This is a genomic window from Streptomyces sp. ITFR-16, assembly GCF_031844705.1.
In the GTDB taxonomy this organism is placed as follows: domain Bacteria; phylum Actinomycetota; class Actinomycetes; order Streptomycetales; family Streptomycetaceae; genus Streptomyces.
Genome location: NZ_CP134609.1, coordinates 1,634,411 through 1,657,696 on the forward strand (window position 1 = coordinate 1,634,411; position 23,286 = coordinate 1,657,696).

Here is a 23,286-nt window from a genome sequence, read left to right on the forward strand (position 1 = left end):
GTTCCCGGCCGTTGCGACCGGCGGTTGCTCAGACGCCGCCACGCCTCGGCCCGGGAGAAACCTCTGTGCGACGCGTCAACGGAACGGCCCTCATCATCGCGGCGCTCGTCGCCACGCTCGGCGCGCTCGCCTATCCGGTCTGGTCGTACGCCGACCGCTCGGGCACCGGTCAGGCCAATCTGGACGCGTCGACGGTCAACACCCAGTGGGGCCCGCTCTCCGCGACCGACCGGGACTTCCTGGTCAAGGTGCGCCTGGCCGGGCTCTGGGAGATGCCCGCAGGACAGCAGGCCATCGAACGGGCGCCGACCGAGGCGGTCAAGGCGGCCGGCGACCACCTGGTGGTCGGCCACACCGATCTGGACCGCCGGGCGCGGGACGTGGCCGCCAAGCTCGGGGTGGAGCTGCCCAACCAGCCGAACGAGCAGCAGCAGGGCTGGCTGCGGGAGCTGACCGCCGCGAGCGGCCAGGAGTACGAGCAGAAGTTCGCCAATCTGCTGAGGAACGCGCACGGCAAGGTCTTCGCCCTGATCGCCCAGGTCCGGCACACCACCCGCAACACCCTGATCCGGCAGCTGGCCAGCGACGCCAACGCGACCGTGCTCGACCACATCACCATGCTGGAGGGCACCGGCTTCGTCGACTTCGACTCCATCGCCCGGGAGGCGGCGGGCGGGGCCACGGCCAGCCCGACCGGCCCCCCGGCGGCGCCGAGCGGCGCGGTCCTGCCACTGCCGGTCCCCGCCACCCCGACCGGGGACCAGTCGTTCACCTCCCGGCCCTCCACGTCCCCGATGCCCTGAGCGCACACGGACGGGCGGCCGGCCCCCGGAACCTCAAATGAAGCTCTGAACGTCCTGTCTCCCGGGTTCACCGGCGTGCGGCGGGGTCATGACCCCTGCACAGAGCGGAGGGGGAGACCATGGAGCTGGGAATCGGAATCGGCTGGCGGCCGGAGATCGCCGACGCGGTGGAGGCGCTGCCGGGGATCGACTGGGTGGAGGCGGTGGCGGAGAACCTCTGCACCGACCATCTGCCCGATTCCCTGGTGCGGCTGAGGGAGCGCGGCGTCACCGTCGTGCCGCACGGGGTCTCGCTGGGCCTCGGCGGGGCCGACCGCCCCGACCCCGGCCGGCTCGCGGACCTCGCGGCCCGCGCCGAGCTGCTGGGCACCCCGCTGGTGACCGAGCACATCGCGTTCGTACGGGCGGGCGGAGCGCGCACCGGGTCGCCGGCGCTGGAGGCGGGGCACCTGCTGCCCGTGCCGCGCACCTGGGCGGCGCTGGACGTGCTCTGCGAGAACGTACGGATCGCGCAGGACGCGCTGCCCGTGCCGCTCGCCCTGGAGAACATCGCGGCGCTGATCTCCTGGCCCGGCGAGGAGCTCACCGAGGGGCAGTTCCTGGCGGAGCTGGTGGAGCGCACGGGGGTGCGGCTCCTCATCGACGTGGCCAACCTGCACACGAACCACGTGAACCGGGGCGAGGACCCGGCCACCGCCCTCGACGAACTCCCGGTGGAGGCCATCGCGTACGTGCATGTGGCGGGCGGGATCGAGAAGGACGGCGTCTGGCACGACACGCACGCCCACCCGGTGACCGCCCCGGTCCTCGACGTCCTCGCCGAGCTGCGCTCCCGCGTCTCCCCACCCGGGGTGCTGCTGGAGCGCGACGACGACTTCCCGCCGGCCGCCGAACTGGCGGGCGAGCTGGACGCGATCCGCGCCACGCTCGGCGCGGGCGGCACGCGGCCCCCGCGCGAAGGGAGCGGGAGGAGCGGTACGGCGTCCGCCCGGCCGGCGGGCCCGGCCGTGGACCCGGAGGCCGTACGCGACGGGGTCGCCGTGGCGCAGGCCGCACTGCTGTCCGCCCTGGTCGCGGGCACCCCCGTCCCGGAGGGCTTCGACCACCGCAGGCTCGGCGTGCAGAGCCAGGCGCTGGCCGCCAAGCGGGCCGACGTGGTGGCGAAGGTGGCGCCGGAGCTGCCGGAGATCCTGGGGTCCGGCTACCGGGAGGCGTTCCTCGCGTACGCCCGGCGGCGTCCGATGTCCGCCGGATACCGGCGCGACGCCCTGGACTTCGCCGAGCATCTGCTGCTCGCGGACCGGCCCGAGGACGACGCGGCCCGCCGCCGGCTGACGTACTGGTGGCAGGACCGCGCGGCACCGCGCCCGCCCGGACGCGCCACCCGGCTGGCCCGGGCAGCCCGCACCGTGCTCGTGGGGAGGTGACCGCGATGACCGAACTGGCTCTGGCTCTGACGCTCGCCGTGGTGGTCTCCTCGACGCTGCTGATCAGGGGGCTGGCCCGCGCGCGGCGCGGGCCGGGCGGCCCCGTCCACGACCTGTACGAGGTGGCGTTCCTGAACGGCGGACCCGGCCGGGTGGCGGACGCGGCGCTCGCCGCGATGGAGACGGACGGCCGGCTGCTCATCGGTGGCCCCGGCATCGTCGCGGTGGCCCATCCGGTCGCCCACGACCCGGTGGAGCGGGCGGTGCTCCAGGAGCAGGCCGCCGCCCCCAGCGGTGCGCTGCACTCGTTGCGGCTCGCCGTGATGCGCCATGCGGCGGTGCAGGAGATCGGTGACGGGCTGGCCGCGCGCGGGCTGCTGGCGGCGCCCGGCGCGGACACCAAGTGGCGCCGGTGGGGAGTCGTCCAGGGGGTGCTCTGCCTGATCGGCTTCCCGGTCTCCTTCGCGGTGACCATCACCCAGTTCGTGGGGTCGGACCTCTCCTCGGACACCGGATTCCCCTTCTTCTTCCTGGTGTTCCCGGCTCTGGCCGGCGGCGCCGTGGCCGGGCTGGTCACCGCGGGGTCCGCCCGGTCCCGGGTCACCAAGGCGGGGCGCAGGGCGGCCGCCGCGTACCGGACCGAGAACGCCCAGCGGACGGATCCGGCCCATGTGGTGGCGGTGTTCGGGCTGCGCGCCCTGCCCGGTCCGGTGCTGCGGGGGCATCTGGTCGCGGCGGCCCGGCAGGGCCGCACCGGGTCGTCGTCGCACCACACATCTAGCTCCACCGACTCCTCCGCGCTGCTGCTCGCGCCGGCCGTGTGGTGCGCGTCGTCGGGCCACGGGGGCGGCTGCGGCAGTTCCTCCGGGCACGGAGGGGGCGGGGGCAACGGGTGCGGATCGGGGTCGGGTTGCGGCTCCGGCTCCAGTTGCGGGTCGGGGTCGAGCTGTGGTTCCGGCTCCGGTTGCGGGTCGAGTTCGAGCTGCGGATCCAGTTCCAGCTGTGGTTCGAGCTCCAGTTGCGGCAGCAGTTCCTGAGACACCGCCGTCCGCATCGTGAACAGCCCATGGCGCCGCAGGCCCGTCTCGCATAGAAATCCGGCATGCTCTGGGTTCTGTTCCTGCTGGTCGCATGGGGTGCGGCGACGCTGACCTGTCTCCGGCTCTGCCTCGTGGCGGCACGCCGGGCACCGGTGGGCGCCCCGGCCGCGGGCGACCGCCCCGGACTCACCCTGTACGAGACCGCGTTCCTGGCCGGCGGCCCGCACCGGGTCGCCGATCTGGCGCTCGTCTCCATGCATCTGCGGCGCCGGCTGCTGCTCGCGCACACCGGCTGGGCGACGGTCGTCGACCCGGACGGCCGCGACGACGTGGAGCGCACCGTGATCCGCGCCATCGGACCGCAGGGCCAGTCACCGATACCGGCGGTCCGCGCGTCGGCCGCCGCGGCCGACGCCGTACGCGCCCTGGCCGACCGGCTCGTGGCCGCGGGCCTCGCGGTGCCGGGCGGCGGGGACGGCCTCGCATCGGCGGTACGGGCGGTGCGCGGGGCGGCGCTGCTGGTCGTCGCGATGGGCGCCGCCGCGCTGTTCGTACCGGGCGGGGAGCAGCGCCCGGCGGGTTTCACGGTGCCGCTGCTCGTGTGGTTCGGGCTGCCGCTCGTACTGATCCTGGGCTGCCTCGCCATCGCCCGGATGGAGGTGCACCCCTACAGCTCCTGGGCCTCCCCGGCCGGACAGCGGCTGCTGGACGCGTGCGCGGCGCCGGCGGACGGCGGCCGGGGCGATGTGCTGGTGGCGATCGCCGTGCGCGGGGTGGGCGCGGTGGACGACCCGGCGCTGCGCGCGGCGCTCACGGGACGCGGGGGCGTGCGCCGGGACGACACGCCCTAGGGCCCCGGAAATGACAACGGTGCGGCGCGCCGGACGCGCGCCGCACCGGAAGCCGAACCCGGTGTCGCTGGAACAACGGACGGCACGGTGTGCCGGGTGTCCGCCGTCTGATCTTCCGGGTTGGGGTGGTCGGGACCCGCTCGCTACGCGAGCCCGGCCACCAGGTCCGCGACCGACTTGCGCCGGCCGGTGAAGAAGGGGACCTCCTCGCGGACGTGCATCCGCGCCTCGGAGGCCCGCAGGTGACGCATCAGGTCGACGATGCGGTACAGCTCGTCGGCCTCGAACGCCAGCAGCCACTCGTAGTCGCCGAGCGAGAACGAGGCGACGGTGTTGGCGCGCACGTCGGGGTAGCCCCGCGCCATCTTGCCGTGGTCGGCGAGCATGCGGCGACGGTCCTCGTCGGGCAGCAGGTACCAGTCGTAGGAGCGCACGAAGGGGTACACGCTGACGTAGTTGCGCGGCGTCTCGTCGGCGAGGAACGCCGGGACGTGCGACTTGTTGAACTCGGCGGGGCGGTGCAGCGCCATGTTCGACCAGACCGGGTCGAGGTGGCGGCCCAGGCGGGTGCGCCGGAAGAGGTTGTACGCCTCCTGGAGCTCGTCCGCCGTCTCGGCGTGCCACCAGATCATGACGTCGGCGTCGGCGCGCAGCCCGGAGACGTCGTAGCTGCCGCGGACGGTGATGTCCTTGGCCGCGAGCTGGTCGAACAGCTCCTGGACCTCACCGGCGTAGGCCGCGCGGTCCGTGTCGGCCGGCAGGACGTCGCGCAGCTTGAAGACGGACCACAGCGTGTAGCGGATGACCTCGTTGAGGTCCTTCGCCTTCTTGCCGGCGTTGGGAGCCTTGCTTGATGTCGCAGTCTCGGGAGCACTCATACGGCTATTGTCCCGCCTCGGTCCGGGTGCCCCGAACCAGGGTCGGCGTGGCGATGATCTCGTCGGCGGCGCGGTGGGCGCTCGCGATGCAGGCGGGGATGCCGACCCCGTCGTAGACCGCGCCGCAGACCCGCAGCGCGGGCAGCTTGGCGATCTCCTCGCGGATCCGGGCGACTCTGACGAAATGGCCCACCGGATACTGCGGCAGTCCGCCGATCCACCGGGTGACCTCGGTGTCCACGGGCCTGGCGGCCAGCCCCGTGGCGGCGGCGAGATCGCTCAGCGACACATCCACCAGCTCGCCGTCCTCGCGGTGCAGATGGTCCTCCTCGCCGTAGCGGCCCACGGAGGTGCGCAGCAGGAAGAGGTCAGGCGCGGACGCGTCGACCCACCGCCACTTGCGGGTGGAGAAGGTGGCGGCCTTGATCGTGCGGCCGTCGACCGGGGGCACCAGGAATCCGGAGCGGCCGTCGAGTGCGGGCACGCCGGCCACGTCGGAGCGGCGGAACGCCATGGTGACCAGTGCCATCGACGCGTACTCGACGCCCGCCAGCTCGGCGGAGGCGGCCGGGGACTCGGCGGCGAGCAGGGTGGAGGCGGACCAGGCGGGGGTGGCGAGGACGACTCCGTCGGCGGTGACGACCCCGGTGTCGGTGCGCACGTCCCAGCCCTCGGCGGTACGGGTCAGGCCCAGGACCGGGGTCTCGGTGAGGACCGTGCCGCCCCCGGCCCGTACGGCGTCGGCGACGGCATCGGGCAGGGTGCCGATGCCGCCCTCGATGCCCTGGAAGACCGGCCCGGTCTGCTGCCGGGCCGCGGCCTGCTCCTGGATGCGGGTGACTCCGTCGAGCAGCGAGCCGCCCTGCCGGGCGACCTCGAAGAGCTGGGGTACGGCGGCGCGCAGCGAGATCCGGTACGCGTCGCCGGCGTAGACCCCGCCGAGCAGCGGTTCCACCAGCCGGTCGACGACCTCGCGGCCCAGCCGGTCGGCCACGTACGCGCCGACGGCGACGTCGTCGCCGACGGCCGTGGGCGCGAGGTCGCGCTCCCGTGCGATACGGGCCAGGCCCTCGGGCGACAGGACGTCGCCGAGGACCGCCGGGTCGCCCGGCACGCCCATCACATGGCCCTTGGGCATGGGGCGCAGCGCGTCGCGCGTCCACAGGGCGGCGGTGGCGGTGGCGGGCGGCTGGAGCCGGTCGCCGAGGCCCACCGACCGGGCGAGGGCGACCGCCTCCGGGCGGCGGGCGAGCACGGACTCGGCGCCGAGGTCGACGCGTACGCCCCCGACCTCGCCGGTCATGAGCTTGCCGCCGAGCCGGGCGGTCGCCTCCAGGAGGGTGACGCGCACCCCGGACGCCAGGAGCCGCTGGGCGGCGGCGAGTCCGGCGATGCCGCCGCCGATGACGACGACGTGTCCCGGGGTCCTGTCCGCGCGGTGAGCTGAAGGCTGCATACCCCCACTCTCTCAAACCTCTTCCGAGTCCTGAACGTGACCGCTTCGCAACCGGTTCCGTGCGTCCGTCAGGGCCCCCTCGCACGTCGAACCGGCGTCATCAATCACCCGTCCTGGGGGGACAGTTATGCAGGCAGCACCCATCACCCGTACCGGCAGGGCCTCGCTCGCCGCCGGGCTGCTGACCGCCGTCGTCGTGCTGAGCGGCTGCGGCGCGGGGAGCGGCGACGACTCCGGCGCGCGCTCCGACAAGCGGGCCTACGCGCCGGCCGACGGGAGCAGGGCGGATGCGGCGGCCGGCGCCAAGGAGGGGACGGCAGCGTCGGCCGCGCCGAGGAAGACGGAGCGGCTGACCGCCCCTCATGTCATCCGCACCGCCTCGCTCTCCGTGGAGGTGAGGAGCGTGTCCCGGGCGGCGGCCGCCGCCCGTACCACCGTGCAGGCCGCGGGCGGGCTGGTCGCCAACGAGAGCACCGAGCAGGTCGACGAGACGCGCGCCACCTCGCATCTGGTGCTGCGGGTGCCGCAGGAGTCGTACGACCAGGTGCTGCGGGACCTCTCGGGGGCGGGGAAGCTGCTCTCGCGCACGTCGAGCGCCAAGGACGTCACCGACCAGGTCGTGGACGTCGACAGCCGGATCGCGACGCAGCGCGCCAGTGTGACCCGGGTGCGCAAGCTGATGGACCGGGCCGACAAGCTGGCCGACGTGGTCACGCTGGAGGGCGAACTGAGCAGCCGTCAGGCGGAGCTGGAGTCGCTGCTCGCGCAGCAGGCCTCGCTCAAGGACCGCACCTCGCTGGCCACCGTCACGCTGGACCTCATGGAGCCGGAGACGGTGGCCGACGAGGACGACGGCGGTCCGGGGTTCCTGGACGCGCTCGGCGGGGGCTGGCACGCCTTCGTGACGGGGCTGCGGTGGCTGGCGCTGGCAATCGGCGCCTCGGCCCCGTTCCTGGCCGTCGCGGCGGTCCTGGCCGCCCTGTGGCGGGTGCTGCGCCGCCGGAGCCGGAAGGAGGGCCCGGCGGGCGAGTGAGGGCTTCCCGGGGGCGCCGGGGCGCCCCCGGGCCGTGCCGCGCCGTAGCGTGGGGCCTTCGGACGGGGCGGCGGAGGGACGGGCATGGCGGCGGAACGACTGGTGGTCATCGGCGGTGACGCGGCGGGCATGTCCGCCGCGTCCCAGGCGCGCCGGCTCAAGGGGCCGGACGAACTGAGCATCACCGCCTTCGAGCGGGGCCACTTCACCTCGTACTCCGCCTGCGGCATTCCGTACTGGGTCGGCGGTGACGTCGAGCAGCGGGACGACCTGATCGCCCGTACGCCCGAGGAGCACCGTGAGCGCGCCATCGATCTGCGCACCCGCACCGAGGTGACGGAGATCGATGTCGCCGGGCAGCGGGTGCGCGCCCTGGACCGGGACTCCGGCGAGACCTCGTGGACCGGTTTCGACAAGCTGGTGATCGCGACGGGGGCCCGCCCGGTGCGCCCGGCGCTGCCCGGCATGGACGCGGCCGGGGTGCACGGGGTGCAGACCCTGGACGACGGGCAGGCGCTGCTGGACTCCCTGGACCGGGCGAAGGGCCGGCGCGCGGTCGTCGTCGGGGCGGGGTACATCGGGGTCGAGATGGCCGAGGCGATGCTGAAGCGCGGCTTCGAGGTGACCGTCCTGAACCGGGGCGAGCAGCCGATGGCCACGCTGGACCCGGACATGGGGCGCCTCGTCCACGACGCGATGGACGGGCTCGGCATCACGACGGTGAACGGGGCGGCGGTCACCGCGATCCGCACCGGCTCCGACGGCCGGGTGAGCGCCGTGGAGACGGACGGCGCGTCCTACCCGGCGGACGTGGTGGTGCTCGGCATCGGCGTCGAGCCGGAGACGACGCTGGCGCGGGCGGTGGGGCTGCCGGTCGGCCCGCACGGGGGCCTGCTCACCGATCTGTCGATGCGGGTGGTGGGCCACGACAACATCTGGGCGGGCGGCGACTGCGTCGAGGTGCTGGACCTGGTGGCCGGCCGCACCCGGCACATCGCGCTGGGCACGCACGCCAACAAGCACGGCCAGGTCATCGGGTCCAACGTCGGCGGCGGCTACGGGACGTTCCCCGGCGTGGTCGGTACGGCGGTGAGCAAGGTCTGCGACCTGGAGATCGCCCGCACGGGGCTGCGCGAGAAGGACGCCCGCGCGGTGGGCCTGCGCTACGTCACGGCGACGATCGAGTCGACGGGCCGGGCGGGCTACTACCCGGGGGCGCGGCCGATGACGGTGAAGATGCTCGCGGAGTACCGCACGGGCCGGCTGCTGGGCGTGCAGATCGTGGGCCGGGACGGAGCGGCGAAGCGGGTGGACGTCGCGGCGGTGGCGCTCACCGCCGGGATGACGGTCGAGCGGATGACGGCGCTGGACCTCGGGTACGCCCCGCCGTTCTCACCGGTCTGGGACCCGGTCCTGGTGGCCGCCCGCAAGACGGTGACGGCGCTGCGGAAGGCGGGCACCGACTGAGCGGCGCCCGCCTCCGCGCCGTCAGCGCGCGGTGCTGGTGTGGACGTACTCGACGAGGCGGGACAGGGCGTCCGGGTCCATGGACGGCATCACGCCGTGGCCCAGGTTGAAGATGTGGCCCTCAAGACCCGCGGCGGCGTCCAGCACCTCCTGGGTCTTGGCCTCCACGACCTCGGCCGGGGCGAACAGCACGGCGGGGTCCAGGTTGCCCTGGAGCGCCTTGCCGGGGCCGACGCGGCGCGCGGCCTCGTCCAGCGGGACCCGCCAGTCGACGCCGACGACGTCCGCACCGGCCTCGCCCATCAGGCCGAGCAGTTCGCCGGTGCCGACACCGAAGTGGATGCGCGGGACGCCGTAGGAGGCGACGGCGTCGAAGACCTTCGCCGAGGCGGGCAGCACCGAGCGGCGGTAGTCGGCGGGGGCCAGGGCGCCCACCCAGGAGTCGAAGAGCTGCACGGCGGAGGCGCCGGCCTCGATCTGGACCTTGAGGAAGGCACCGGTGATGTCGGCGAGGCGGTCGAGCAGGTCGGCCCAGAGCTCCGGGTCGCCGTACATCAGCGCCTTGGTGTGCTCGTGGTTGCGGGACGGGCCGCCCTCCACGAGGTAGCTCGCGAGGGTGAACGGCGCACCCGCGAAACCGATCAGCGGGGTGGACCCCAGCTCGGCGGTGAGCAGACCGACGGCCTCGGTGACGTACGAGACGTCCTCGGGGGTCAGGTCGCGCAGCCGGGCGAGGTCGGCGCGGGTGCGGACCTGCTCGGCGATGACCGGGCCGACGCCGGGCTTGATGTCGAGGTCGATGCCGATGGCCTTGAGCGGGACGACGATGTCGCTGTAGTAGACCGCCGCGTCGACCTTGTGGCGGCGGACGGGCTGCATCGTGATCTCGGCGACGAGCTCCGGCATCGTGCAGGACTCGAGCATCGGGATGCCTTCGCGCACCTTCAGGTACTCGGGCAGCGAACGCCCCGCCTGGCGCATGAACCAGACCGGCGTGTGCGGCACGGGCTCGCGCCGGCACGCCTTCAGGAACGCCGAGTCATGGGTGGCGGAGGTCTTCGTCTGCTGGCCCGAGGGGCGATCGTTGGCACTCACGCACAGAATCTTCGCACGCGCGCGCAATGAGCCCCGCCCCGCACGGGTGTCCTTCCGCGCGCGGAGCTCCGGTTCCGCCTACTCTTCCCCGCATGGCTCCGGCGCAGGGACACTTCTCCGATCAATCCGATGAGGCTGACAGCAAGGACAGCGCGGAGGGTGGCTCCGTCCCGCCCGCGTTCCGTGAGGCGGTGGACTCACTGCGCTCGGCGCGGCTGCGCCCCGAGCTGGAGGTGGAACCGACCCGCCCGCCCAAACGGCTGGCGCCCTTCGCGTACGCGCTGGAGGCGGCGGTCGTCGACGGCGAGGACGATCTCGCCGACGGGCGCCTGGTCCTGCTCCACGACCCGGCCAGGCACGAGGCGTGGCAGGGCAACTTCCGGCTGGTGACGCTGGTGCGCGCGGAGCTGGAGCCGGAGATGGCGTCCGATCCGCTGCTGCCGGAGGTGTGCTGGTCCTGGCTGACCGGCGCGCTGGAGGCGCGCGGTCTCAGTTACGGCGAGGCGGGCGGCACGGTCACCCGGGCGGGGTCGCACTACTTCGGTGCGCTGGGGACGCGGCGTCCCGCGACGCAGATCGAGATCCGGGCCTCCTGGACCCCGCGCGAGGGACGGGGCGGGGTGCCGGACACGGCGTCGCATCTGGTGGCGTGGGGCGATCTGCTGTGCCAGATCGCCGGACTGCCGCCGTCGGGGCCGCTGGACGCGGCCGTGGTGACGCTGCCGCAGCGGCGCGGCCCGCAGGTCTCGTAGGCCTTTTTCCGCCACCCCGTTTTCAGTGACGCTGCGTCACCAGACTTCGTACAGTCACCGGCGCTCTTTTCGTACAATCGATCGCGCGTCCTATTTGCCCGAATTGTTACTCACCAAATCGTGATCTTCCTCTAAAGGAGCAGGGGTCTGCTGCCGAAGGAGTCAATGACCCTTCAAGCACGGTTCGCCCCGGCTTCATCCCCGAGCCGGCCCGTCCCGCCACTCCCCAGGAGGCCTGGTGTCCGTTCTCCTCGAGCAGCCCGCAAGCCTGGTCGCCTACCGCCCGAACAAGCCGACGGCCATGGTCGTCGTGGCCGACCCGCGCGTCCGTTCCACCGTCACCCGCCATCTGTGGGCACTCGGAGTACGTGACGTCATCGAGGCGTCGTCCATCGCGGAGGCCCGCCCCCGCGTCGGCAACCCGCGCGACATCTGCGTAGCCGACGTCCACCTGCCCGACGGTTCCGGGCTGACCCTGCTGTCCGAAACCCGAGCCGCCGGCTGGCCCAACGGCCTCGCCCTCTCCGCCGCCGATGACATCGGCGCCGTGCGCAACGCCCTCGCGGGCGGCGTGAAGGGCTACGTCGTCACCGGCACCCGTACCAACATCGGCCACCCCACCCGTCCCGGCGTCGCCCCCATCGGCGCCACCGCCGCCCGTATGCACCGCCGGCCCCCCGGCACCCCGAGCCACCCGGGCGGCTACCGCGAACTGTCCGGCCGCGAGGTCGAGGTCCTGCGCCTCGTCGCGGAGGGCCAGTCCAACAAGGCCATCGGCGTCTCCATGGGGCTGTCCGCCCTCACCGTCAAGAGCCACCTCGCCCGCATCGCCCGCAAGCTCGGCACCGGAGACCGCGCAGGAATGGTCGCCGTCGCCCTGCGGACGGGCATCATCCACTGAATCCGCACCCCCGCCGGTGTGCAGAAATGCGGAACCGGCTGGTTTACATGCATCGGCGCCCGTCGACGGAACGTTCCGTCGACGGGCGCCGTACATACACAGATACCCTTGACACGTGACCGACGCCCAAGAGACCGCAGCAGACACTTCACTGCGAACCACCGGGGGCGCTCCCCCGGACGACGTCGCCCCGGCGCCGATCCCCTTGCTCGAACCGCGCGAGGGCATTCCACCGGTGGTGGCATCCGACGACGCCCTGGCCGGGGTGATCGCGGCCTTCGCCGCGGGCACCGGCCCGGTGGCCGTCGACGCCGAGCGCGCCTCCGGCTACCGCTACGGCCAGCGCGCCTATCTCGTCCAGCTGCGCCGCGAGGGCGCGGGCAGCGCGCTCGTGGACCCGGTCGGCTGCCCCGACCTCTCCGGACTCGGCGAGGCCCTGCGCGGCACCGAGTGGATCCTGCACGCGGCGACGCAGGACCTGCCCTGTCTGCGCGAGATAGGGATGACACCGACCGGCCTGTTCGACACAGAGCTGGCCGGGCGGCTGGCCGGATTCCCCCGGGTCGGCCTCGGCGCGATGGTCGAGAGCGTGCTCGGCTACAGCCTGGAGAAGGGCCACTCCGCCGTCGACTGGTCCACCCGCCCGCTGCCCGACCCCTGGCTGCGCTACGCGGCGCTCGACGTCGAGCTGCTGATCGACCTGCGCAACGCCCTGGAGGACGAGCTGGACCGGCAGGGCAAGCTGGAGTGGGCGCAGGAGGAATTCTCCGCCATCGCCTCGGCCCCGCCCGCTCCCCCGCGCCAGGACCCCTGGCGCCGCACCTCCGGGATGCACAAGGTCCGCCGCCGCCGGCAGATGGCGGTGGTACGGGAGCTGTGGAACGCCCGTGACCAGGTCGCGCGTCGGCGCGACATCTCGCCCGGCAAGGTGCTGGGCGACGCCGCGATCATCGAGGCCGCGCTCGCGCTCCCGGCCGACGTCCAGGCGCTGACCGCGCTGCCCGGCTTCGGCCACCGAATGGGCCGGCGCCAGCTGGAGCAGTGGCAGGCCGCCGTCGACCGCGCCAGGGCCCTGCCGGACACGGAGCTGCCGCAGCCCGGCCAGACCCCCGCGGGCCCGCCCCCACCGCGCGCCTGGGCGGACAAGGACCCGGCCGCCGCCGCGCGCCTCTCGGCCGCCCGCACCGCGGTCTCCGAGCTCGCCGAGCGGCTGCACATGCCGCAGGAGAACCTGATCACCCCCGACACCGTGCGCCGGGTGTGCTGGGAACCGCCGAAGAACCCGACGCCGGACGCGGTCGAGGCCGCGCTCGCCGGGTACGGCGCGCGGCAGTGGCAGATCGGGCAGGTGGCCCCGCTTCTGGTCCGCGCGCTCGGCCAGACCGCCTGAGAGGCATCCGGCGGGGCATCGGACAGGGTCGCATTCACGCCAGGTTGTGCGGCCTCAAAAGCCCCCGTCCCGCTTACCGTGGCCCGGACGGACTCGAAATCGAGTCCGTCCGGGCCATTTCTCGTGTGTGACCTTCGCCGCTCCCGCCACCAGGGCTGGGCAGTCTGGTTACCCGCAAGTAGCATGAGTCGTGGCGGCGCGCTTCCGGGCGTGCCCCGCAGCAGTGCCATCCCGCACCCTGGAGGAGAGCCACCGTGCCTCGTACCATCCGGGACGTCGTCTTCGTCGACGGCGTCCGCACCCCGTTCGGCAAAGCGGGCCCGAAGGGCATCTACCACGAGACCCGCGCCGACGATCTCGTCGTGAAGGCCATCCGGGAGCTGCTGCGCCGCAACCCGGACCTGGACCCCGCGAAGATCGACGAGGTCGCCATCGCCGCGACCACGCAGATCGGCGACCAGGGCCTCACCCTCGGCCGCACCGCCGGAATCCTGGCCGGTCTGCCGCAGTCCGTCCCCGGTTACTCGATCGACCGCATGTGCGCGGGCGCCCTGACCGCCGTCACCTCGACGGCCGGCTCCATCGCCTTCGGCGCGTACGACGTCGTCGTGGCCGGTGGCGTCGAGCACATGGGCCGCCACCCCATGGGCGAGGGCGTGGACCCCAACCCGCGCTTCGTATCGGAGAAGCTGGTCGACGAGTCCGCCCTGTTCATGGGCATGACGGCGGAGAACCTGCACGACCGCTACCCCACGATCACCAAGCAGCGCGCCGACGAGTACGCGGTGCGTTCGCAGGAGAAGGCCGCCAAGGCGTACGCCAACGGCAAGATCCAGCAGGACCTGGTGCCGGTCTCCGTGCGCCGCACCAACGCCGAGGCCGGTGAGACGGGCTGGGGCCTGGTCACCGCCGACGAGCCGATGCGCCCGGGCACCACGCTGGAGTCCCTGGCGAACCTGAAGACCCCGTTCCGCGCCCACGGCCGCGTGACGGCCGGCAACGCCGCGGGGCTCAACGACGGCGCCACCGCCTCCCTGCTCGCCGCCGAGGACGTCGCGCGCGAGCTGGGCCTCCCGGTCAAGATGCGCCTCGTCTCCTACGCCTTCGCGGGCGTCGAGCCGGAGGTCATGGGCTACGGTCCGATCCCGGCCACGGAGAAGGCCCTCGCCAAGGCGGGCCTGTCCATCTCGGACATCGGTCTCTTCGAGATCAACGAGGCGTTCGCCGTACAGGTGCTCGCCTTCCTGGAGCACTACGGCATCGCCGACGACGACGCCCGCGTCAACCAGTACGGCGGCGCCATCGCCTACGGCCACCCGCTGGCCTCCTCCGGTGTCCGGCTGATGACCCAGCTGGCCCGCCAGTTCGAGGAGCAGCCGGAGGTCCGCTACGGCCTGACCACCATGTGTGTCGGCTTCGGCATGGGCGCCACGGTCATCTGGGAGAACCCGAATTTCGACGGAGGCAACAAGTGAGCTCCACCACTGAGCTTCTGAAGGGTGCGGCCGAGCTGTTCCCCGGCGAGGTCGTCACCCAGGCGCACGTACGCCACCTGGACCTGCCGGCCGGCGCGGGCCGCTTCGCCCTCATCACGCTGGACAACGGCCTGGACCACACCAAGCCGACCACCTTCGGACCGCAGTCGCTGGCGAACCTGAACGCCGCCATCGACCAGGTCGAGAAGGAGGCCGCCGAGGGCGCGATCACCGGCATCGGCATCACCGGCAAGCCGTTCATCTTCGCGGTCGGCGCCGACCTCAAGGGCGTCGAGCTGCTGAAGGAGCACCAGGACGCGCTCGCCATCGGCAAGGGCGGCCACGACGTCTTCCGCCGCCTCTCCGGCCTCGCGGTCCCGACGTTCGCGTACTACAACGGCGCGGCCATGGGCGGCGGTGTCGAGGTCGGTCTGCACTGCTCGTACCGCACCGTCTCCAAGGCGCTGCCCGCGTTCTCGCTGCCCGAGGTCTTCCTCGGCCTGGTCCCCGGCTGGGGCGGCTGCGCGCTGCTCCCCAACCTGATCGGCGCGGACCGCGCGGTCTCGGTGATCATCGAGAACTCGCTCAACCAGAACCGTCAGCTCAAGGGCAAGCAGGTCTTCGAGCTCGGCATCGCCGACGCGCTCTTCGAGGGCGCGGACTTCCTGGAGCAGTCGCTGATCTGGACCGCGAACGTGCTGAACGGCACGGTCACGGTGGAGCGCCCCGAGGTCGACCGCGGTGAGGCCTGGGACCAGGCCGTCGCCCGCGGCAAGGCCATCGCCGACTCCAAGGTGCACGGCGCCGCCCCGGCCGCGTACCGCGCGCTGGAGATCATCGCCGCGGCCAAGGACGGCGACCTGTCCGCCGGCTTCGACGCCGAGGACCAGGCCCTCGCGGACCTGATCATGGGCGGCGAGCTGCGCTCGGGCATCTACTCGTTCAACCTGGTCCAGAAGCGCGCCAAGCGCCCGGCCGGTGCCCCGGACAAGAACCTGGCCCGCCCGGTCACCAAGGTCGGTGTGGTGGGCGCGGGCCTGATGGCCTCGCAGCTGGCCCTGCTCTTCCTGCGCCGCCTGGAGGTCCCGGTCGTCCTCACGGACATCGACCAGGAGCGCGTCGACAAGGGTGTGGGCTACGTCCACGCCGAGATCGAGAAGCTGCTCGGCAAGGGCCGCATCAACCAGGACAAGGCCAACCGCCTCAAGGCCCTGGTCTCCGGTGTGCTGGACAAGGCGGAGGGCTTCTCCGACGCCGACTTCATCATCGAGGCCGTCTTCGAGGAGATCGGCGTCAAGCAGCAGGTGTTCGCCGAGGTCGAGGCGGTCGCCCCGGCGCACGCGATCCTCGCCACCAACACCTCCTCCCTCTCGGTCACCGAGATGGCGTCGAAGCTGAAGCACCCCGAGCGGGTCGTCGGCTTCCACTTCTTCAACCCGGTCGCGATCCTCCCGCTGCTGGAGATCGTGCGCGGCGAGCAGACCGACGACGCCTCGCTGGCGACGGCCTTCGGTGTGGCCCGCAAGCTGAAGAAGACCGCGGTCCTGGTGAAGGACGCCCCGGCGTTCGTCGTCAACCGCATCCTCACCCGCTTCATGGGCGAGATCCAGAACGTCATCGACGAGGGCACCCCGGTCGAGGTCGCGGAGAAGGCCATCGAGCCCCTCGGCCTGCCGATGTCCCCGCTGGTGCTCCTGGAGCTGGTCGGCCCGGCGATCGGCCTGCACGTCTCCGAGACCCTGAACCGCGCCTTCCCGGAGCGCTTCACCGTCTCGCAGAACCTGGCCGCCGTGGTCAAGGCCGGCAAGCGCGGCTTCTACGTCTATTCCGCCGAGAATCCTGCCAAGCCGGAGCTGGACCCGGAGGTCGCCGCCCTCCTCAAGCAGGGCGACACCGTCCTGTCCGAGGAGCAGGTCCGCGACCGCGTCCTGGACGCGGTCGCGCAGGAGATCGGCCTGATGCTGGACGAGGGCGTCGTCGCCGAGGCCCAGGACATCGACCTCTGCCTGATCACCGGCGCGGGCTGGCCCTTCCACCTGGGCGGGATCACCCCGTACCTGGACCGCGAGGGCGTCTCCGAGCGGGTCAACGGGAAGAAGTTCCTGGAGCGGGGCGTGGCGAGCGTTCCGGCGTAACACGCCTCGGCCGAGGCACCGGAGGGGCCGTACGGGATCATGTCCCGTACGGCCCCTCTTCTGTGCGGCCGGGCACCGGCCGCCGGCCGGGCGGGGAGGGGAGGCACCGGCTCATGCCGCGTCGCAGAGGGCTGCTGCCCGCCGGGGTCCTGGCCGTGCTCCTCGCGCTGTCCGCCGCCTGCGGTCCCACCGGGGTACCCGCCACCGAGGCCGTGCCCGTCCAGGTGGTGGTCGCGACCTGGAACATGTGCGGCGTACGCCAGTGGAACTGCGAGGGCACCGGGAGCGGCGCGCAGAAGGCCCGGGCGCTGACGGAGCTGCCCACGGACACGGGAGCGCGGGTGGTCATGCTGCAGGAGGTCTGCGCCGGGGATCTCGCCGCCGCACGGACGGAGCTGGGCCCGGCCTGGCACAGCGCCTTCAAGGCCTACCGGAGCTTCGACGCGCAGGGCCACGGCACCCCGGTCCCCTGCGGGGCCGCGCGCCGGGGGGTCGCGGGCATCGCGATCCTCGCCTCATCGGCGCTGTCGCACGTCTCGGAACCGTCCGTACGGCAGCCGGCCACCGGGCTGCACCGGGGCATTCTCTGCGCCACGGCCGCCGCCGCCCACCTGCGGGTGTGCAACGCGCATCTCAGCCTGCCGGGCACGGACGCCTCCCGTCCGGAGCTGGAGTTCCGCGACGACCAGCTGGCGTCACTGGTGGACACGGCGGACGGGCGCACGGTGTTCGGCGGGGATCTGAACAGCGCGCCACCCTCTCCGGGGGACGCCGCCGGCTGGATCTGGCCGCACGACGCCTACCGCAGGTACCGGGAGTGCGACCAGCGGTCCGCGTCCTCGCGCGCCGGCCGGCCGACGCACCGCACGGGCCACAAGGTCGACTACCTGTTCACCGCGCTGCCGAGGGCCGGGTGTTCCGTACGCGACACCGGGAGGTCGGACCACTCGGCCCTGGTCCTGCGGGTCGAGGCCGGCCGGGGCAGCGACGTGGGGCCCGGCGCCTACGAGACGTAGGCGTTGACCACGCCGAAGGTCACCACGGTCCGCTGCGAGGCGTTGCCGCTCCGGTCCACCGCATGGCACTCCACGGTGTGCGAACCCTCGGTCCAGGACCAGCCCGGATCCCACGCCCAGCCGGTGTCGGGCGCCACCGGGGCCATGCCCAGCCGCATCCCGTCCTCGACGAACTCGACGTGCGCCGCGCCCGCCGCGTACCCCATCAGGGTGACGACGGGGCCGGAGACCTGCTGGCCGGGGGCCGGGACCGAGACGACCGGGGCGGTCAGCTGGGTCAGGGGGGCGGTGGGCTGCGCGAGGACCTGGCGGGTGCCCAGGTCCGACACGGCGAAGACGATCTCGGTGCGCGGGGAGTGGTAACCCGCGGGGGCCACCGCGAACAGGCGGACCACATGCTTGCCCACGCTCCACGCACGGTCCGGGTCCCAGCTCCAGCGGCCGTCCGGGCCCACCTGGGGCGACGAGAGGAACTTCCCGTTCTCCCACAGGCTCACCCGCACCGCGCCCGCCGCTGATCCGGTGAACCTCACAGCGGACGGGTGGACGGACTCGCCGGACACCGGGGCGTGGACCTCCGGCGCGGCGAAGGCCGTACGCACCTGGGAGGTCGCCTTGAGATAGCCCTCGATGGCCGACCGGTCGGCGTCGGGCTGCTCGTTCCCGTTGACGACGAAGCCGAGCCGGGGGGCCATGCCGTCGATGAGGAAGTTGATGAGCCCCATGAGGGCCGGGACGTTTCTCCTGGTCACCTCGGTGTGGTCGGTGATGTAGGGCGAGTCGCTGAAGATGAAATTGAAGTTCTCGTAGCCGTTGAACAGTCCGAGGAACGGCTCGACCTGCACCGGGTACTGCTCGTCCTGCGGTGAGGAGAGCACATAGATGTTGGCCCCGCGGTTCGCTCCGGCGCGCACCAGGTCCGGGATCACGTTGTCGAGGATCCGGACGTTCTCCTCCGTCACCTGCCCCATCATGAACTCGGCCACCGTCGGCTGGGTGTGCAGATAGGTGCCGATCCTGAACTGGGGGACGATCGAGACGATGTTCCTGAAGCCGTACTTCAGGCCGAAGTAGAGCGCCGCGCTGCCGCCCTTCGAGCCGCCCCACATGGTGCACTGGTCCGGGGTGAGGCCCAGCGAGTTCATCACGTTGGAGATGAGCGTGACGACGGACCTCTCCAGCTCGAAGTCCATCCCCTTGCAGAGGTAGTAGCTGTTCTTCCCGTCGAACAGGTCACGGATCCACAGGATGTTGGACCGCAGGCTGTCGAAGACCCCGTTCGACCAGCCGTATTCGTCGGGTGCCGAGAAGTTGGCGAAGACCACCACGAGGTGCTGGTTGCCCTTCTTCGCGTGGCTGAACCGGTAGTGGACCGGATACTTCCCGGAGTCTTCGATGCCGCTGAGCGGAGGGCTGCCGGCAGCTGCTTTAGACATGGTGCGGAAAGTCCAATCTCGTTACGGGACGCGAAGCACGGGCGGCGGACCGGTCAGACACGGGCGGAGTCCCTTTCCGCACGGACCGCGGTGTGCGCTTCGGGCCCGGGTCCGGTCCTCGGCAGCTGGGACGCCGTACGCCGGGTCTGCCTGCCGATGCGGGCGCGGACCTGGGCGCGGGCGGGGTCGAGGTCGCCGCCGGCGATCAGGATGTGGTCCGTGAGGCGTCCGGAGGCGTAACCGTCGTCGAGGTCGCAGAACTCCGCCTGGAACCACTCGTAGCGGTCGGCGTACACCGCCTTGATGTGGTCGATGTCCCGGATCGCCGAGATCAGTTCGTCCGACTCGTACACCAGCGGCCCGGGAGCGCTGCTCTCGAAGTCGAAGTAGAAGCCCCGCAGGGTGTCCCGGTAGTGGTCGAGGTCGTAGGTGAAGAAGAGGATCGGGCGTCCGGTGTTGACGAAGTCGAACATCAGCGAGGAGTAGTCCGTGATCATCACGTCGGCGATGAGCGACAGATCCGCCATGTCCGGGTAGTCGGAGACGTCGAAGACGAAACCGTCGCCCGCACCGGGGACCGGGTCCACCACGTTCGGGTGCCTGCGCACCATGAGGACATGGTCGTCACCGAGCCTCGCGCGCGCGTCGTCGAGGTCGATCCGGAAGTCGAACTTGTACTTGCCCGGGGCGTAGTACTGGTCGTCGCGCCAGGTGGGGGCGTACATGATGACGCGCTTGCCCTCGGGCAGACCGATGCGCCGCCGGATCTCCGCCGCCCGCTGTTCCGTGCCGGGCCGGCGCAGGATGTCGTTGCGCGGGTAGCCGCACTCGACCATTTCGCCGGGGAACCGGAAGGCCCGCTTGAGGATGGGGGTCGAGAAGCTGTTGGGCGAGACCAGCATGTCCCAGTTCTGGACCTCCTTCTCGACCCTCTCCAGGTACCGCTGGTCCGCGAAGTGGACGGACTCGATGTCATGGCCGATGCGCTTGAGCGGGGTGCCGTGCCAGGTCTGTACGACGATCTGGTCCGGCCGCTTCTCGAACCAGTCCGGGAGGTGGTTGTTGGCGACGATGTAGCGCGAGGTGGCCAGCGCCTCGTACCACTCGGGGGACCACATGCGCACGGGCCGGGCGGTGGGCGGCACCTCGACCTGGTCGTCGCGGACGACCCAGAGGTGCTCCAGCTCCACCCCGCGCCGGACCATCTCCTCGTGGACGGCACGGGGGCTGTCGGAGTACTGGGTGCCCTTGAAGGCGTCGAAGAGCACGGCCTGCCGGACCGGGGTCCGCCGGGCCTGCGGGTAGGCCTTGGTACGCAGCTGCTTCTGCCGGTACGGGCCCCGGGCGTTCTCCGGCATGGCGGACTGGACGAGCATGGAGAGCCGGTCGTACGCCTCGGCCTGGAGTTCGTAACCCCGGCCGCCCTCCCGCATCTCCTGCGGCATCGTGGGGATGAGCCGCTGCTGGAGCTTGATCATGAGGTCGGGCGAGCGCTCGTCGGGCGCGACGGCGGAGGGGTCCTGGCGGCGCAGGAAGAAGTCCCAGCGTCCGGCGGCGAGCGGGATGGCCCCGGCGAGCGTCTTCATCGCGGCCGGGGTCAGTACGGTGCGGAACTGCTTGCCGGACCAGAAGACGGGGACGGCCCGCTCGGCACCGTGGGCACGGGATCTCACCACGAGGTGGGCCGATATGCGCTCGGCGGGGGTCAGCAGGTCGGCGCCCGCGTACTCGGCGATCAGTTCCAGCGAACCGTCCTCCCGCCAGCACCCGTCGACGAGGATCGGCAGGGCGGCGCGCTCGAAGAGGACGACATAGCCGGAGCCGTTGCGGTGGACGACGATCTCGCGGTCGCCCTGCTCGGTCTGGAGTGCGGCGGGCATCCGGTAGTGCCCGTCGTCGACGTCCTCGGCCAGCACCGGGTACAGCGGCGCCTTCCGTCCCTCGACATGGACGGTGGTCTTCCAGCCGTTGCTGCCCATCGTCCAGGCCTGCGGCACGGAGCCGTCGCCCGAGCCCCGGGAGCCGGGCACCACATGGCGCAGCGGGACGCGGGTGACGAAGGTGCACCAGCCATCGCCGCCGGGCTGGAACGTCATCCAGGCGTCGTGCCGGCCGGCGCCGCTCATGCTGGTCACCCGGAACTTTCCCCATTCGGGGATCTTGGGTCCGAGGTAGACGCCGCCGAGCTCCAGATTCCCGCCCACGACGCGGTGCCGGGTGATGCGGCACCGGACGACCTCGACGCGGAGTTTCAGACCGCCCTGCACGAAGAGCGGCAGGATGCGTGTGTTCTTGTCGACATAGCGGTACGGCGGATTGGCCGCCGTACCCGCGCCGCCGCGCCCGACGCTCTTGTACCGGAAGAGGCCGCGGCTGAAGACACCGGCGGCGACGTCCCAGGTCCCCTCGACCCACTGGCCCTTCTTCTTGAGGCGGGTGGTGTCGAACCGGCTCTCGAAACCGGCCCAGTCGTAGCAGTAACGATTCTGGTTGGACTGCTCGGTGGCCTGGGGGTAGTAGGTCGTCCGGGCCATGTTGATGACCTTGCTGCCGGTCTTCTTGTTGCGCAGCGCCAGGGCCTTGGTCGACATGTGCCGCTTGTGGACGTTGATGAAGCGCACATAGGCGGATCCGGTGAGCGTCAGCCACTCGCCCTTCCACTCGGCTCCGGTCAGCGAGCTGTAGGGCGACAGCTCCTTGTCGAGGCGGTAGTCGCTCTTGTCCAGGCCCGTCTTCCTGTTGGTCAGGTGCGGGTAGTTCAGATAGCGGCGCAGCCGCCGGCGCACGGGCAGCGGGCCGCCCTTGCGCTCGAACGCGATGACGTCGAGGAGTTCGTCGAGCCGCCCCTCCTGCACGAGGAGCCACTTCACCCGTGCGTCGGCGGGCAGTTCGTCGACGATGCCCTCGTCCGCCTCGTCCAGGAACTCCTTGGCCCAGAACATGAAGGCCTGGCGGTACTCGTCGTCCGCGTCGGGGAGCACCTTGAGATGCAGCATCAGGTCGGACTTGAGGCAGGCGAGGTCGTACTTGCGCTTGTGCTCGACGAACATGCGCGAGCGGTGCTGGGCGAGGAACCGGCTCACGGACTGCACGGCCGCGACGCGGTCGCGCAGGTTGCTCAGCTCGGTGTGCCGCTGGGTGATAGACGGGGCGGCGCCGCCGTCACGCCGCCGCCAGAAATAGACGATGTCCGTGATGACATCGACCTTCTTGGCGCGGAAGTGGGCGAACATGTTGACCCAGGAGTCCTCGTAGAGAACCCCTTCGGGGAACTGTATGAAGTGGTGGTCCCAGAAAGTCCGCCGGAATACCTTGTTCCACACGGTGCGGTCGTAGATCAGCGCCTCGAAGCGCGTGATGTGCGTTCCCTTGCGGTCGCGCTGCATGGGGCCCTTGTGCAGCGGGGACTGCCACTTCGTCGTGGAGTTCATCATCTGGACATTGCCGGAGACGAAGTCCGAGCCCGACTCGGTCAGGGTGCGGATGAGCAGTTCGTAGGCGTACTCGGGAATGACGTCGTCGCCGTCCGCGAAGACCAGGAACTCGCCCTCGGGGTGCATCGCCCTGAGCCCGGTGTTGCGGGCGTGCCCGGGGCCGTTGGCCTCCTGGCGCAGCAGCTTGAAGCGCGGGTCGTTGTCGCAGAACTCCTGGGCCAGTTCGGTCGATCCGTCGGTGGACCCGTCGTCGACCATGATCACTTCGAAGTCACGGAAGGTCTGCCGAGCGATCGACTCCAGGCACTCCGTCAGATAGGTCTCGACGCCCTGGAAAGGCACGATCACACTCAGGCGCGGCCCACCGGCCATGCTTCACGCTCCACTTCACAGCAGTAGTGAGCACCTGCGCCACCACTCGAGGTTCCAGCTCCCCGCGCATCCTCTTCATTGAGTCATGGGAGACTCGAAGGCAGGAACCGACTCCGGGCGATCACGTGTCAGTCAACTTCGAAGCCTTTGCGCCAGATGTGAATCGTAAGTGAAAGTTAAATAATGTCAATGCGACATTTGGCCCCCAGGCACGCGCACGCACCACTCTGAACTGCAGTGATTCACATCACCCGCTCTCCCGCGCAACCATCGGCCCGGGTCGCAGGTCGACAACAAATGGCTTCCGTGCCGGGCCGCCCGGGAA

Annotated in this window: 17 protein-coding genes; 12 read left to right on the forward strand and 5 right to left on the reverse strand. The window is 71.8% G+C overall.

Features of this window, described 5'->3' with window-relative positions:
• Nucleotides 1-65 precede the first annotated feature (65 nt).
• The 4 genes from RLT58_RS07260 (at nucleotide 66) to RLT58_RS07275 (ending at nucleotide 4,121) form a co-directional block, all read left to right on the forward strand.
• Nucleotides 66-803, forward strand: a complete 738-nt coding sequence (locus tag RLT58_RS07260; RefSeq protein WP_311309569.1) for a DUF4142 domain-containing protein — start codon at nucleotides 66-68, stop codon at nucleotides 801-803.
• 119 nt (nucleotides 804-922) lie between these two features.
• On the forward strand, nucleotides 923-2,230 hold the full coding sequence (locus RLT58_RS07265; protein ID WP_311309570.1) for an MbnB/TglH/ChrH family RiPP precursor modification enzyme: 1,308 nt from the start codon (nucleotides 923-925) through the stop codon (nucleotides 2,228-2,230).
• Nucleotides 2,231-2,235: 5 nt separating this feature from the next.
• Nucleotides 2,236-3,267 (forward strand): TIGR04222 domain-containing membrane protein, encoded by a 1,032-nt coding sequence (locus tag RLT58_RS07270; RefSeq protein ID WP_311309571.1) that lies wholly within the window; start codon nucleotides 2,236-2,238, stop codon nucleotides 3,265-3,267.
• A 65-nt stretch (nucleotides 3,268-3,332) separates the two neighbouring features.
• Nucleotides 3,333-4,121, forward strand: coding sequence for a TIGR04222 domain-containing membrane protein (locus tag RLT58_RS07275; RefSeq protein ID WP_311309572.1), 789 nt, complete (start codon nucleotides 3,333-3,335; stop codon nucleotides 4,119-4,121).
• Nucleotides 4,122-4,264: 143 nt separating this feature from the next.
• Here the strand turns inward: RLT58_RS07275 and hemQ are convergent, their stop codons facing one another.
• Nucleotides 4,265-4,999 carry a hydrogen peroxide-dependent heme synthase gene (hemQ, locus tag RLT58_RS07280; protein WP_311309573.1) on the reverse strand — a complete coding sequence of 245 codons (735 nt, stop codon included), beginning with the start codon at nucleotides 4,997-4,999 and terminating at the stop codon, nucleotides 4,265-4,267.
• Between the two features lie 4 nt (nucleotides 5,000-5,003).
• Nucleotides 5,004-6,455: a protoporphyrinogen oxidase gene (gene hemG, locus RLT58_RS07285; protein WP_311309574.1), complete on the reverse strand. Its 1,452-nt coding sequence runs from the start codon at nucleotides 6,453-6,455 to the stop codon at nucleotides 5,004-5,006.
• A gap of 127 nt (nucleotides 6,456-6,582) precedes the next feature.
• On the opposite strand from hemG, the gene RLT58_RS07290 reads away from it, so the two are divergent.
• Nucleotides 6,583-7,488: a DUF4349 domain-containing protein gene (locus RLT58_RS07290; RefSeq protein WP_311309575.1), complete on the forward strand. Its 906-nt coding sequence runs from the start codon at nucleotides 6,583-6,585 to the stop codon at nucleotides 7,486-7,488.
• A gap of 84 nt (nucleotides 7,489-7,572) precedes the next feature.
• The gene (locus tag RLT58_RS07295; protein WP_311309576.1) at nucleotides 7,573-8,955 is read left to right on the forward strand and encodes an FAD-dependent oxidoreductase; all 1,383 of its coding nucleotides are present in this window, start codon (nucleotides 7,573-7,575) and stop codon (nucleotides 8,953-8,955) included.
• 21 nt (nucleotides 8,956-8,976) lie between these two features.
• Here the strand turns inward: RLT58_RS07295 and hemE are convergent, their stop codons facing one another.
• Nucleotides 8,977-10,050, reverse strand: coding sequence for a uroporphyrinogen decarboxylase (hemE, locus tag RLT58_RS07300; protein WP_311309577.1), 1,074 nt, complete (start codon nucleotides 10,048-10,050; stop codon nucleotides 8,977-8,979).
• Nucleotides 10,051-10,142: 92 nt separating this feature from the next.
• Here hemE and RLT58_RS07305 point away from each other — a divergent pair, with 92 nt between their 5' ends.
• The 6 genes from RLT58_RS07305 (at nucleotide 10,143) to RLT58_RS07330 (ending at nucleotide 17,719) form a co-directional block, all read left to right on the forward strand.
• The gene (locus RLT58_RS07305) at nucleotides 10,143-10,802 is read left to right on the forward strand and encodes a DUF3000 domain-containing protein (RefSeq protein WP_311309578.1); all 660 of its coding nucleotides are present in this window, start codon (nucleotides 10,143-10,145) and stop codon (nucleotides 10,800-10,802) included.
• 238 nt (nucleotides 10,803-11,040) lie between these two features.
• On the forward strand, nucleotides 11,041-11,703 hold the full coding sequence (locus RLT58_RS07310) for a helix-turn-helix transcriptional regulator (protein WP_093899280.1): 663 nt from the start codon (nucleotides 11,041-11,043) through the stop codon (nucleotides 11,701-11,703).
• Nucleotides 11,704-11,818: 115 nt separating this feature from the next.
• Nucleotides 11,819-13,093 carry an HRDC domain-containing protein gene (locus tag RLT58_RS07315; protein WP_311309579.1) on the forward strand — a complete coding sequence of 425 codons (1,275 nt, stop codon included), beginning with the start codon at nucleotides 11,819-11,821 and terminating at the stop codon, nucleotides 13,091-13,093.
• 254 nt (nucleotides 13,094-13,347) lie between these two features.
• Entirely contained in the window at nucleotides 13,348-14,568 is a 1,221-nt protein-coding gene (locus tag RLT58_RS07320) for a thiolase family protein (RefSeq protein WP_311309580.1), read from the forward strand.
• Nucleotides 14,565-16,703: a 3-hydroxyacyl-CoA dehydrogenase NAD-binding domain-containing protein gene (locus RLT58_RS07325; protein ID WP_311309581.1), complete on the forward strand. Its 2,139-nt coding sequence runs from the start codon at nucleotides 14,565-14,567 to the stop codon at nucleotides 16,701-16,703. Before RLT58_RS07320 ends, RLT58_RS07325 begins: the two co-directional genes overlap by 4 nt.
• Before the next feature lie 113 nt (nucleotides 16,704-16,816).
• Nucleotides 16,817-17,719, forward strand: coding sequence for an endonuclease/exonuclease/phosphatase family protein (locus tag RLT58_RS07330; protein WP_311309582.1), 903 nt, complete (start codon nucleotides 16,817-16,819; stop codon nucleotides 17,717-17,719).
• Here RLT58_RS07330 and RLT58_RS07335 read toward each other — a convergent pair.
• Nucleotides 17,707-19,155 (reverse strand): hypothetical protein, encoded by a 1,449-nt coding sequence (locus RLT58_RS07335; RefSeq protein WP_311309583.1) that lies wholly within the window; start codon nucleotides 19,153-19,155, stop codon nucleotides 17,707-17,709. The two genes, RLT58_RS07330 and RLT58_RS07335, sit on opposite strands and share 13 nt — an antisense overlap.
• A gap of 53 nt (nucleotides 19,156-19,208) precedes the next feature.
• On the reverse strand, nucleotides 19,209-22,961 hold the full coding sequence (locus tag RLT58_RS07340; RefSeq protein ID WP_311309584.1) for a bifunctional glycosyltransferase/CDP-glycerol:glycerophosphate glycerophosphotransferase: 3,753 nt from the start codon (nucleotides 22,959-22,961) through the stop codon (nucleotides 19,209-19,211).
• Between the last annotated feature and the right edge of the window lie 325 nt (nucleotides 22,962-23,286).